This is a genomic window from Clostridioides sp. LIBA-6822 (assembly GCF_056688955.1).
The window spans coordinates 2,794,396-2,808,014 of the sequence record NZ_CP196995.1 but is presented as its reverse complement, the minus strand read 5'-3'; the positions used below and the strand labels follow the sequence as shown (position 1 = coordinate 2,808,014).

Annotated in this window: 9 protein-coding genes; 5 read left to right on the top strand and 4 right to left on the bottom strand. The window is 31.2% G+C overall.

The features are described 5' to 3' along the window. Nucleotides 1-199: 199 nt before the first annotated feature. From ccpN to ACTG48_RS13485, 4 genes are all read left to right on the top strand, one after another. A complete protein-coding gene (gene ccpN, locus ACTG48_RS13500) occupies nucleotides 200-838 on the top strand; it encodes a transcriptional regulator CcpN (RefSeq protein WP_044213709.1) in 639 nt (212 codons plus the stop codon). Between the two features lie 6 nt (nucleotides 839-844). Beyond that, nucleotides 845-1,687, top strand: a complete 843-nt coding sequence (locus ACTG48_RS13495) for a pyruvate, water dikinase regulatory protein (RefSeq protein ID WP_044213707.1) — start codon at nucleotides 845-847, stop codon at nucleotides 1,685-1,687. 60 nt (nucleotides 1,688-1,747) lie between these two features. Then, nucleotides 1,748-4,375, top strand: coding sequence for a pyruvate, phosphate dikinase (gene ppdK / locus ACTG48_RS13490; RefSeq protein ID WP_021385345.1), 2,628 nt, complete (start codon nucleotides 1,748-1,750; stop codon nucleotides 4,373-4,375). A 215-nt stretch (nucleotides 4,376-4,590) separates the two neighbouring features. After that, nucleotides 4,591-4,836, top strand: a complete 246-nt coding sequence (locus tag ACTG48_RS13485; protein WP_021385311.1) for a zinc ribbon domain-containing protein — start codon at nucleotides 4,591-4,593, stop codon at nucleotides 4,834-4,836. 66 nt (nucleotides 4,837-4,902) lie between these two features. Here ACTG48_RS13485 and ACTG48_RS13480 read toward each other — a convergent pair whose 3' ends face one another. Next, nucleotides 4,903-6,168: an ROK family protein gene (locus ACTG48_RS13480; RefSeq protein ID WP_479917109.1), complete on the bottom strand. Its 1,266-nt coding sequence runs from the start codon at nucleotides 6,166-6,168 to the stop codon at nucleotides 4,903-4,905. 168 nt (nucleotides 6,169-6,336) lie between these two features. On the opposite strand from ACTG48_RS13480, the gene ACTG48_RS13475 reads away from it, so the two are divergent. Then, nucleotides 6,337-7,368 carry a proline racemase family protein gene (locus ACTG48_RS13475; protein WP_479917108.1) on the top strand — a complete coding sequence of 344 codons (1,032 nt, stop codon included), beginning with the start codon at nucleotides 6,337-6,339 and terminating at the stop codon, nucleotides 7,366-7,368. A 318-nt stretch (nucleotides 7,369-7,686) separates the two neighbouring features. On the opposite strand, the gene ACTG48_RS13470 is transcribed toward ACTG48_RS13475, so the two are convergent. Genes ACTG48_RS13470 through ACTG48_RS13460 form a run of 3 tightly spaced genes read right to left on the bottom strand, consistent with a single transcriptional unit; the run spans nucleotide 7,687 to nucleotide 13,381 of the window. After that, nucleotides 7,687-8,997 (bottom strand): TolC family protein, encoded by a 1,311-nt coding sequence (locus ACTG48_RS13470; RefSeq protein ID WP_479917107.1) that lies wholly within the window; start codon nucleotides 8,995-8,997, stop codon nucleotides 7,687-7,689. A gap of 21 nt (nucleotides 8,998-9,018) precedes the next feature. Beyond that, the gene (locus tag ACTG48_RS13465; protein ID WP_479917106.1) at nucleotides 9,019-12,153 is read right to left on the bottom strand and encodes an efflux RND transporter permease subunit; all 3,135 of its coding nucleotides are present in this window, start codon (nucleotides 12,151-12,153) and stop codon (nucleotides 9,019-9,021) included. Nucleotides 12,154-12,157: 4 nt separating this feature from the next. Continuing rightward, nucleotides 12,158-13,381, bottom strand: coding sequence for an efflux RND transporter periplasmic adaptor subunit (locus ACTG48_RS13460; RefSeq protein ID WP_021385269.1), 1,224 nt, complete (start codon nucleotides 13,379-13,381; stop codon nucleotides 12,158-12,160). Between the last annotated feature and the right edge of the window lie 238 nt (nucleotides 13,382-13,619).

Genomic DNA, 13,619 nt, shown 5'->3' with positions numbered 1-13,619 from the left:
ATTAACTGTAACACTAATATAGTTCTATTAATTAAAGAAATATCCCCCATTAATATATAATAAATATCTTTAAGCGAGAGAACTTAGTAAAAAAATATATCGTATTCAATAAAAAATCTGTTTACAGAATGGTATATATAGTTATATAATATACTATATAAGATGCGAAAAGATAAAAAGTATAGCACAATGAAAGAAGGTGATTATTATTCAGCTTAATGAAAGACAACTAAAAATTATAGATATAGTTAAGGAAAATGAACCAATAACGAGTGAAAATATTGCCTCCAGCTTGAATGTGACTCGTGCTACGCTTAGATCTGATTTAGCTATATTGACAATGACAGGAATACTAGACGCAAGACCAAAAGTTGGATATTTTTATTCAGGAGTCAGTGAAATTAATTTAATTGGTAAAAGTATAAAAGAGAAATCAGTAGAAGATATAATGAGCATGCCTGTACTAGCTAAGAAAGACGAAAGTATATATGATGTAATAGTCACTATGTTTTTATCTGATGTAGGCAGTATAGTTATTATAGATGAGAATGAAGAGTTATGTGGAGTTGTTTCCAGAAAAGACTTGTTAAAAGCAACAATAGGAGGTTCTGATATAAATAAGATGCCAATAGGTATGATAATGACAAGAACTCCAAATGTAGTTACCTTAACTAAAGGAGCAAGTGTTTTATTAGCTTCAAGAAAAATAATAGAACATGAAGTAGATTCGATTCCAATTGTTGAATATAAGGGAGAAGACAAAAATCATATGAGAGTTGTTGGGAGAATATCAAAAACCAACATAACTAAGCTATTCTTAGAAATAGTTGACAATTAAGGAGGTATGCTGGTGAAAAACCTAATTATATATGCAGTATCAGATTCAGTTGGGGAGACTGCACAACAAGTTGCAAAAGCATGTATGTCTCAGTTTTATGTAAATGAAACTTATGAAATAAAAAGATTTCCATACATGATTAATAAAGGAGTACTACTTGAAACTTTGGAGAATGCAAAAGCTGAAAACGCTTTGATTGTATATACATTAGTCGATGAAGAGTTATGCAGTATTGTTGAAAGATATTGTGAGAGAGAAGGTCTTAGCTGTATAGACCTGATGACAGATATACTAAGAGAAATAAGCAAGAGAACAGGAAGAAAACCTAAAAGAGAAGCTGGTATAATTAGAAAATTAGACGAATCTTATTTTAAGAGAGTTGAAGCTATAGAGTTTGCAGTAAAATATGATGATGGAAAAGACCCTAGAGGTGTTCTTCAAGCAGATATAATTTTAGTGGGAATCTCAAGAACATCTAAAACTCCTTTGAGTATGTATTTGGCTAATAAAAATATAAAAGTAGCTAATGTTCCATTAGTTCCAGAAATACCAATTCCTAAAGAGGTATTTGAGATAAATACTAAGAAGATAATAGGTCTTACTAATTCACCTGAAAAGCTTAATGAAATAAGAACTCAAAGATTAAAAGCTTTAGGTCTATCTAGTAAAGCCAACTATGCTAATCTAGAAAGAATACTTCAGGAATTAGATTATTCAGAAGAAATAATGAAAAAAATTGGATGCCCAGTAATAAATGTTTCAAATAAAGCAATAGAAGAAACAGCAGGTATAATCTTAGACATAATGAAAGAAAACGGTCTAAAGATATACAAAGAAATAGAAATTTAATAATGTCTATTAATAAAAATGATATAAATTAAAATAAAAAGATTAATGGGGGATTTAACAATGGAAACTAAGTATGTTTATAGTTTTGGTGAAGGAAGCAAAGACATGAAATCTTTACTAGGAGGTAAAGGTGCCAATTTAGCAGAAATGACTAAGATAGGCTTACCTGTCCCTCCTGGGTTTACTATAACAACAGAAGCCTGTAATGATTATTATGTTAACAATGAAAGTATAAGAGAAGATATAATAAAAGAAATAGAAGAGCATTTGGCTACTTTAGAAAAAGACTTAAATAAAACATTAGGATGCAATAAGAATCCATTATTAGTATCAGTTCGTTCTGGTGCAGTATTCTCTATGCCAGGAATGATGGATACAATTCTTAACTTAGGTCTTAATGACAATAGTGTTGTTGGTCTAGCAGAAGCTACACAAAATGAAAGATTTGCATATGATAGTTACAGAAGATTCATACAAATGTTTTCTGATGTTGCTATGGAAGTTCCAAAATATAAATTTGAGAATGTATTAGATAGAGTAAAAGAATCAAAAGGATATACAGTTGATACAGAGCTTACAACTGATGATTTAAAAGAAATAGTAAAAGAGTTTAAAGCAATATACAAAAAAGAAATTAAAAGTGATTTCCCACAAGACCCAAAAGAGCAATTAATGCTTGCTATAGAGGCTGTATTTAGATCATGGAATAACCCTCGTGCAATCGTATACCGTAAATTGAATGATATAGCTCATAACTTAGGTACAGCAGTAAACATCCAATCAATGGTATTTGGTAATATGGGAGAAACTAGTGGTACAGGTGTTGCATTTACTAGAAACCCAGCTACAGGAGAAAATAAATTATTTGGTGAATTCTTAATGAATGCACAAGGTGAAGACGTTGTTGCAGGTATAAGAACTCCTCAAAATATATCAACTCTTGCTGATGTAATGCCAGCTGTATTTGATGAATTCGTAAAAATTACTCATATACTTGAAGGTCACTATAAAGATATGCAAGATATAGAGTTTACTATAGAAAATGAAAGATTATATATATTACAAACTAGAAATGGTAAGAGAACAGCAGCAGCAGCAATAGCTGTAGCAGTTGATTTAGTTGAAGATGGAATAATAGACGAAAAAGAAGCTATAATGAGAATCGAACCTAATCAATTAGACCAATTATTACATCCAAAATTTGAAGATAAGGCATTAAAGGAAGCTAAAGTTATAGCAAAAGGTTTACCAGCATCACCAGGTGCAGCAAGTGGTAAAGTTTATTTCAATGCTGATGATGTAGTAAAAGCAAATGAAAAAGGAGAAAAAGTAGTTTTAGTTAGACTAGAGACATCTCCAGAAGATATAGAAGGTATGGTTAAGGCTGAAGGAATCCTTACAGCTAGAGGTGGAATGACATCACATGCAGCAGTTGTTGCTAGAGGTATGGGTAAATGTTGTGTTGCTGGATGTGGAGAAATAAAAGTTGATGAGTTTAACAAAGAAATAAGAGCACTTGATGATGTAGTTATAAAAGAAGGAGAATATATTTCTATAGATGGTTCTACAGGAAATGTTTACTTAGGAGATGTTAAGAAAACAGAAGTAGCTTTAACTGGAAACTTTGAGAAATTAATGAACTGGGTAGATAAACACAAATGTATGATGGTTAGAACTAATGCAGATAATCCTAGAGATGCTCGTGCAGCTATAGAGTTTGGGGCTGAAGGTATAGGTCTATGTAGAACTGAGCATATGTTCTTTGATGAAGATAGATTACCAGCAGTTAGAGAAATGATATTATCTAATACAGTAGAGCAAAGAGAAAAAGCACTAGAAAAAATATTACCAATGCAAAGAGAAGATTTTGTAGAGTTATTCAAAGTTATGGATGGAAAACCAGTTAATATAAGATTACTAGACCCACCATTACATGAATTCTTACCTCATGATGATGAGACTATAGAAGAACTTGCAAAATCTATGGGAATAAAAGTAAGTGATATTAAGAAGAGAATAGTTGATTTAGACGAATTTAACCCAATGCTTGGACACAGAGGTTGTAGACTTGCAATAACTTATCCTGAAATATGTGTAATGCAATCTAAAGCTATAATACAAGGTGCTATAGAAGCAATAAGAGCAGGTGTTAAAGTTTCTCCAGAAATAATGGTTCCATTAATTGGTGAAGTAAATGAATTAAAGATAATAAGAAAAATGATAGTGGATACTGTTGATGCTATAATAAAAGAAGAAGGTGTAGAAGTTCCTTATACTGTAGGTACTATGATAGAAATACCTAGAGCTTGCTTAACTGCTGATGAAATAGCACAAGAGGCAGACTTCTTCAGCTTTGGTACTAATGACTTAACTCAGATGGCATTTGGATATTCAAGAGATGATGCTGGTAAATTCTTAGGTCAATATGTAGATGAAGAAATATTAGAAAAAGACCCATTCCAAGTACTAGACCAAAATGGTGTTGGTAAATTAGTTAAAATGGGAGCTAAATTAGGTAGAGAAGTTAAACCAGAATTAAAACTAGGAATATGTGGAGAGCATGGTGGAGAACCATCTTCAGTAGAGTTCTGTTACAGTGTAGGACTTAACTATGTATCTTGTTCACCATTTAGAGTGCCAATTGCTAGACTTGCAGCAGCTCAGGCATCTATAAAAAATCCTAGATAGTCATATACTGTAAAATTATATAATTAAATTAATATCCCCTATACATTCAATGTATCAAATAAATTATTTGTAAGTTGAATATAGGGGATTTTTATTTTATTATAAAAAGATAACTTATATAGTTGTAAATGAAACGTATTTAATTATATTGCATATATTATTGTAGAGAGAAATTTCAACTAGCAATTAAATTGAGTTTACTGGAGGGGATAAAGTTGACAAAGTGTCCTAAATGTGGAAAGGAAGTATCATCACGTCCAGGTAGTATATGCCCACGATGTGGATTTAAAGTAGCAGAGGAAAGTCTGAAAATGAGATGCCCAGAACCTAGTTGTAGGGCTTTGGTATCTAGGAAATTGGATTATTGTCCTAAATGTGGATGCAAACTGAAAGGATATAATATTTCTGAATTTGTTAACATGGTGAGATGTAAAATAGATGAGACATTTGATAAAAGATAATTAAATTTAGAGTTAAACTTTTGAGCCATCCAATTCGGATGGCTCTATAAAAGCATAGGTTTTTGATTATTCTTCATTCCCCTTAACGCTACCTTCATAAAGTATGGGATTATCAAAAAAATTTTGCGTTAAGACCTGATATCCTCCAGCTTTTTGTAGTTCTCTTAATGGTCTTGTATCATAGTATATTATAGACGCAGTTTCCTCTGGGAAGAATCGAGCTTTTTTTCGTTCTTCTTTTAATTTAAGCTTAAAATATTCTCCTGCATAAGCATACTGCCCAAGTAAGACTACAACTTCTGGGTCAAAATTGATTGCTACATTTTTTAACATTAGTGAGAACATTTCTGCTAAATAGCCAACCTCTATCTTTGCTAGCTCGTCTCCATTGTCTGCTTCTTCAAACACATGTTGAAGTAAATTCTTAGATTCTATCCATTGGTTTATAGATGATTCCAAAAGTTTTAATGAATTTTTCTTTAGCCTATAGCGAATCCTTTCAGCACTAACCATACGTTCAAAGCATCCTTTACTTCCACAGGAGCAAATCTCTTCGTCACTGTAATCAACAGTCATGTGTCCAATTTCTCCAATAAGAGCATTTCTACCAGTAAGCACAACTTTATCAATATAGCATGAAGAAATTCCTGCTTCTGCATACATGACAACTGTTCTTTTATTGCGAAATTCTTCTTCAAGAAGAAGTGCATTTCCAGCCATTCTAACTAGATTTTCTACTATAATTTCCTGTTTTGGATACAATTTTTCAAGCCATTTTTTTATATTAATATTTCTGCCCCAATGTGGAGCCATCATAAAAAATCTGACAATACCACATTTTTGGTCTACAAATCCAGCAATTGCAAGACTTATACCATATAACTCCTCATGAGAGACTTCTGCATTTGCTAGAATCTCTTCAATGTGACCTGCAAGTTCTTTTTGAAATGTATCCAATGTATTTTTGTAAGTGGCAGGAATTTCTATTTCTAAGATACATTCATTTTTCATGGTCAAAATTGCAAAATGAATATAATTCTCTTCAAGTGATATACACAGTATTCTTTTATTACAAGAAAACGAATATAATTCTGGGCGTTTTCCACCAATATTTGTAGAATTTCCTTTACCTACTGAAACCAAAAGTCCTATTTCTTCAAAACTCTGCATAGCTTTTTTTACTGTAGGACGGCTAATTTTGGTTGCTTCACTGATATCATTGACTGATACCTCTGTTGAATTTCTAATGATGTCAAGTATTCGTTTCCGATTTAAATATTTTAAGTCTGAAGGCATGGATGCATTTTTTACATGTTTCTCTCTATTTCCCATAAGACTATATTTCCTTTCTTGTTACATTTCATTGGTCGTTACTTTTGTTTAAATATACGATATCATATTTTCTTAATCTTTTCCAGTTCTCTGAGTTGACAATTTAAAAATAAAGTTATAAAATAAAGTTACATAACTATATTACATAATGTTGAGGGGGTTTCCAAAATGGAACTAAAACCAAATGTAAATCTTAGTATTTACGAGAAATGTTTTACTGCTGTTGATACACATACAGTTGGAGAATTTACACGTGTTGTGCTATCTGGATTTCCAGAATTACCAGGAGATACAATGATTGAAAAGAAAAAATATTTGGAAGAGAATTGTGACCAGTATCGTAAGGCGTTAATGTTTGAGCCTCGTGGGCATCATGATATGTTTGGTTCTATTGTTACTGAGCCAATTAATTCAGAAGCAGATTATGGAGTTATCTACATGGATACTGGTGGATATTTGAATATGTGTGGGCATGGAACTATTGGAACTGTTACTGCAATTATAGAAGCTAGACTTGTAGAAGCAAAAGAACCATATACAGAGGTCGTATTAGATGCACCTGCTGGTCTAATCCGTACAAAGTCAGAAGTAAAAGATGGTAAGGTTGTGAATGTAACATTAACAAATGTACCTGCATTTTTGTATAAGGAAAATTTAACTACTGTTATTGAGGGGAAAGAGATTACATATGATATTTCATTTGGAGGAAGTTTTTTTGCATTGTGTGATGTTACACAGTTTGGTATGGATGTAACACCTGAAAATATTCCATTTCTAATTGATTTTGGCATGAAATTGATTGAATATGCCAACAAAGAAAATGAAATTCAACATCCTGAATGTGATATTACTTCTGTTGACCTTGCTGAATTGTATTGTCCTACTTCAACACCTGGATGTGATATGAGAAACGTTGTAATCTTTGGTGATTATATGGCAGACCGTTCTCCATGTGGAACTGGGACGAGTGCTAAACTTGCTACACTTTATAAAAGAGGTAAAATTGGTATTGGAGAGCCTTTTGTGTATGAAAGCTTTATTGGTACTACATTTACAGGTGTAATCAAGGAAGAAGCAAAGGCTGGAGAGTATTCTGCAGTAATACCTAAAATCACAGGAAGTGCTTATGTAACAGGAGTATCTACTTATATTATTGATAATGATGACCCTTTGAAATATGGATTCCAGGTTTCAAAATAATATTTATTCTTTTAACTGTCAATTATTCTATTAGAATAAAGAGTTACATAGGTATAAGTTCTAGGTAAAATGAAATTATATCATACAAAACTTAGAAAAGTTATAATAATTTAAAATGAGGATTATTTTACATGAAATTGAAATCTTAGATGTAGACAATTAAGTAGGTTTGTATAAAACAAATTTATAAATTGTATATTAAAAAGACTGTAGATAAATTTGCTTCTATTCAAATCTATCTACAGTCTTTTATTTAATAATAAATCAATTCTATATATATTTTTATTAAATAATTTTGTGAAAGTTGTTTAATATTTTCTATTTGCCAGTATTAAGTATCCAAGGTTTTTCTATACCATTTTTTAATGAGTTATAGTTTACAATAAGCGTGTCATAGCTATTTTTAGCATCTTCATTGCTTACTACTTGTTTTTTATAATCAGTTAGAGTAATTAATCCTAAATCATATCTTAATTTAGTATTTTTTACTTGTTTTTCTGATAATTCAAGTTGTTTTTTAGTAATGTCAATTGTATCTTCTAAAGCAAGTAATTGAGCATAACTATCAATCAAGCCTTTTTTTAGAGCTTTTTTACTGTCTTCTAATGTTACTAAACCATTTTCAGTATTGTATTTTTGTTGAAGATAATTTGCATATGTAGTAAGTCCAGAAGCATAGGTCTGTCTTTCAAGATTGTATACCTCAACCTCTTTTTCATATCGCTCATAATCTTTTTTATACTTATCCATAAGAACCTTATATTCATCATCAGTCAAACCACCTTGTTCTGGTTTTGTAGGAGCAACTGGTCTTGTAAGATTAGGTCTATCTGGTAAATCTGCTTTATTCTCATCATCATCATTAAAACTTTCTTCAGTACGCTCCAAAATCAATTGGTCGTACTTTAAGTATTCATTTACTTTACCTTCCATATATGAATCAACTGAGCCACCTACTCTAAAAGATTCAAATCTATATTCCTTATCCAATTGATAATTATCTAAATTTATATTAGTCAATAACTTAAAATAGTCTTGATTATTTTTTAGTTCTTGAAGTTTAGCTTTTTGAGTATTTTGTAGTGTCTGAAGTTCAAGTTCAGCTGACTCAGTTTCTAATGATGTTACTAATCCTAACTCTTTTTTTAATTTCATATCTTTAATTTCTTTAGTTTTTATCTCAAGATTGTTTTTTATTTTATCCAACTCATTTTCTCTTGATACTAAATCATTGTATTTATTCGTAATATCATTTGCTATTTGGTCTTCCATAAACCCTTTTGCCTGTTCACTTTGATTTTTAAGAAGTCCGATTTGGTCGTATGGAAATGAGTTATCACTTCCAGTAAAACTATCAAACTCATCTTGTACTTCCAATTTTTCTTTTAACATTTTTATTTCTTCTGATTTCATCTTTAATTTATCACTATTTTTAAGTGCTGCACTGACAGCTTCTCTAGCAGTTAAAAGTTCCTTTTCAGATGTCCTTTTAGTTGAATCATTCACTATAGAATTATCAACTTTACTTATAGAAGAAGTATTATCATTTGCATAAACTGGCATTAGGTTGGCTGTTATTATTCCAACACCGCATCCAATCGCAACTATTTTACTAACCTTCTTATTCAATACAATCACCCTCCATTCTATTTAAACTTTAGCTTTCAATTTTGGTTTCTTTATTATTTTTCTTTTTATAGCACCTATTTTATCTGTTATTTTACCAAATATTTTAGGAATTTTATCTGAAAACTTATCTTCCCATTTATCAAATATTAAGTATATAGTAGGTATAAGCACCAAAGTTATAAGTGTAGATACAGTCAGACCTCCCATTATAACTATTGCTAGTGGTTGCATTGTTTCTCCACCTTCACCAAGAGATAGCGCTGTTGGTAACATACCTAAAATTGTTGTTGCTGTTGTCATTAGAACTGGTCTTAATCTTGCTGCACAACCAATTGAAACCAATCCAATTAAATCATTATTACGATTTGTTTTTCTAAGTTGTTCTATGTAGTCAATAAGAACTATACCGTTATTAACAACTATACCTATAAGTAAGATTATACCTAACATACCTACGGTACTTAAACTTTGCCCACTGACTAGGAGAGAAAGCACAACTCCAACAAATGCAAATGGAACACAGAACATGATTATAAATGGTTTACTAAATGATTCAAACTGAGCTACCATTACCATATAAACTAGTGCTATAGCTATAACCATTGAGAATCCAAGACTTGCCATAGACTCATTCATCATCTCTGTTTCTCCACCAACGCCAATAGAGTAATCTTTAGGAATTACCATTTTGTTAGTTTTTTCTAGTGCTAATTTTGTAGCAGTACCAGCATCTACATTATCAAGTGTAGCAGTTATATTTACAGAGAAATCTCCATCAGTTCTAGATATAGATTGTAGACCATCAGCCATTTTTATATCTGAAAAAGCACCAAGAGGAACTTCTTTTCCAGTAGCAGAGTTTACTTTTAATTGTTTTATATCTTCTAGATTATCAATACTGTCTGCTTTAAATTTTAAGTTTACATCAACTTTGTAATCATCAATTGTAGCAGTAGTAACTGAGTCACCATTTATTGCTGTACGCAGTAATCCTGCTATTTCAGCAGTGTTTACACCATATTCTTGAGCTTTATGTTTGTCTATTGTAAATTGAGCTTCTTGTGTTGTATCTGTAAGAGAAGTCTCAACATTTCTAAATCCTTTTATTGAACTGAATTCTTTTTCAGCTTCTTTTCCTAATATTTTTAATACATCTAAATCAGGGCCTTTCATTTCTAATGTAAAGTCTGCTCCTGTGCTTCCACCCATGACACTACTATTTTGGCTTACATTTATTTTACAATCTGGGACAGTGGCAACTCTATCAATTATTTCTTTTTCTATCTCATCAGTAGTTCTCTTTCTATTTTTTTGAGATTCTAATTCAATTGCTATATTTGCTGTATTATTATTTGAATCTGATGTTAAAGTTGTTATTAAAGTTTTGACTTCTGGAATATCTGAAACTTTTTTCTCAGTCATAGATACATAATAATCATTAGATTCTAGACTAAGACCTTTTGGAAGTTCTATAGAAACAGCAAGTGCTCCCTTGTCGGCAGCAGGCATAAAGTCCATACCTATAAAGCTCATTCCAATTAAAGAAGCTATAAAAATAAGTAAACTTGATATTACTACTAAGCGTTGGTGTCTCAAGCATACACTTAGTAATCTTTTATACCCTTCACTTACTTTATCAAATATGGGACTGTCTTTTTCTTGCATCTTTTCGCTATTTTTACCTCTACTTAATTTTGCAAATACACTAGGAACAAGAGTAATTGCACCTATAAAAGAGAAGGCTAGGGAAGCTATAAGAGTTTTACCTAATGCTCCAAAAGTTATTTTAGCTATACCTTCTGTAAACATAATAGGTAAAAATATTGCTATAGTAGTCAATGTTGATGCAAGTATGGCATTGGTTACGGTTCTTGTACCTTCAATAGCACAATCATCAATACTCATACGACCACTTTTCCTATATTTAAATATATTTTCAATTACAACCGTAGCATTGTCAACAACCATACCAACTGAAATTACCAAGGAACTGGCCGTAATAAGGTTTAAACTTTCTCCTGTAAAGTAGAGAACTGCTATGGCTCCTATTATGGAAATTGGGATTGCTATGGCAACAACTAGTGAAGCTCTTACACTTTTTAAGAAAGCAAAGATTACCACAAAGGCAATAACAGCACTTATAAGCAAGTTACTCATTACACTGTTTATTGATTCACTTATGTACGAACTTGTATCGTTAGCAATTTTAATTTTAAATTGAGGATTTTCTTTATTTAATTCATCTACGTATTTATACGCATTTTGCATAACTTTTACAGTATTGGCATCTTGTTGTTTAGAAATATCTATTACTAAACTGTCTTTTCCATTATATCTATAAATACTGTCTTTGTCTGCATATCCATAATCTACACTACAAAGATTATCTAATCTAACTGTATTTCCACCCTTTACAGGAATTTGAATCTGTTTTATATCATCTAAAGATTCAAGTTTATCAATTGCTCTTAAAACTATTTTATCTTCACCTTGAGTAATTGAGCCATAAGGGTATGTTTTATTACTAGATGATAATATACCTTTTATAGTTGATAAACTAACTCCATAATTTGAAAGAACAGCTGGGTCAGCTATTACATTGACCTGTGCTTTTTCTCCACCTTTAAGGTCTGCTGATGTAACACCATCTATAGATTCTATTTTAGGTTGAATCACATCCTCAGCATATTTTCTCAATGCCTGTGAACTATTTTCATTTCCTCCAGATATAACAAGCTGACCTATAGCTTGTGCATTCATATCTAATTTTAGAACTGTTGGTTTAGCTGCATCATCTGGAAGACTAGTCTGTAATGCGTCAACTTTAGACCTAACATCGTTCATTATTTCATCTAAATTAGTTCCAAACTCAAATTGAGCAACTACCATAGAAACACTTTCTTGTGAACTTGATATGGTAGATTTTACGTTTGAAACAGCTGATAGACTTTCATCAACTTTTTGACTAACTTGTTCATCAACGTCTTGAGGACCAGCACCTGTCCAAGTAGTCATAACCATTACAACAGGTATTTCTATATCAGGCATTAGATTTATTGACATTTTCTTATATCCAATACCACCAAAAACTATTAATACCAAGAAAACCATTATGATTGTAAGAGGACGCTTAACAGAAGTTTGTATAAAATTCATAGTACTATTTCTCCTTTTCTACAGGAAATATCTTAGTTCCATCAGAAATAAGACTTATCCCCCCAATAACCACTGTATCTTTTTCGCTTACACCACTTTTGATTTCTATTTTATCCTCTGTTACAATTCCTGTTTGAACTAATTTTTTCTTTGCTATATTATCTTTGTTTGCTATGTATACATATTTCTTTCCTTTTTCTTCAAATATTGCTTTTTTAGGTATTGTAACAGCACCATTTTCTTTTTCAACACTTAAGTTTACTTGAGCAGACATTCCTGCTTTAAACTTGTTGTTTGTGTTGGTAACAAGCACTTTAACAGGATATAAAGATGTCTGAGGGTCAACTACTGAAGGTACATAATCTACCTTTCCTAAAATCCTTTGGTCTTCAATTATAACTTCTACATTTCCATCCTTCTTGAATTTACCTATATCTGATTCTGCTACATTTAAATCAACTTCTAATATGTTAGGATTAGAAATAGTAAAAGCTGGCTGTGATTGTGTTATCATTTCTTTTGCATCAAAGTTTTTAGCAGTTATTGTACCATCTACTGGAGCTGTCAAAGTTAATTTATCTAAGTTACTCATTGCTAAATTATATGATACTTGAGCTTGGTCAAGTTGTTTTTTAGCAAGAGCCTTAGCTTGAGGTATACTCTTTGAAGTTGCTGTATCGTATGATCTTTGAGCAGAGTCTAGTTGTTGTTTTGATTGTTCTAAAGCAAATTCTATTTTTTTAAATTGGTCTAAACTAATTACTTCCTGCTCATAAAGAACCTTATTATTGTCATAATTCCTTTGAGATTCATCATATTGAATTTTTGCGTTATCAAGAGCTGTTTTTGCTTGATTTACTTGTGCTTCTAATGAACCACCAGTTGCACTTGAATAACTTGCTTTAGCCAAATCTAGTGCTGCCTTACTCTGTTTTACACTATTTTCTAAATCTGGACTGCTTATACTCAATAATTCATCTCCTTTTCTTACATTTTGCCCAAGTTTTACATAAACTTCTTGAACTGTGCCAACAGTCTGTGCAGTAACAGCTGTTTCATCTTTAACCTTTGTAGTTCCTGAGAAAGCATTTGTGTTTTCAATTTCTCCTCCTACTGCTTTTTGAACAGAAACTGCTATTGGTTTCTCGGGTTCAGGTTCTTCTGTTTTTCCACATCCAACTAAAAACAGTGAACTACACATTAAGAAAACTATTAAATATCTTTTCATATCTCCTCCTATTATATATTGCACACTAGCTTGTTGTAGAATTTAAAGTGTCTTATAATTTAAGTTTAGTTTTAGGCTAATTAAAAAACTTCCCTTTATTGGCAATTTATAATTCTCTAATTTGATTATAAATTTATAATTATTATGAGTCAATAACTTTTTCTTGTTTTAAATTTATTAATAGTTTATAATTTATACTATATAAATAACGAATGGTTTATTACATTATTTATTGAAG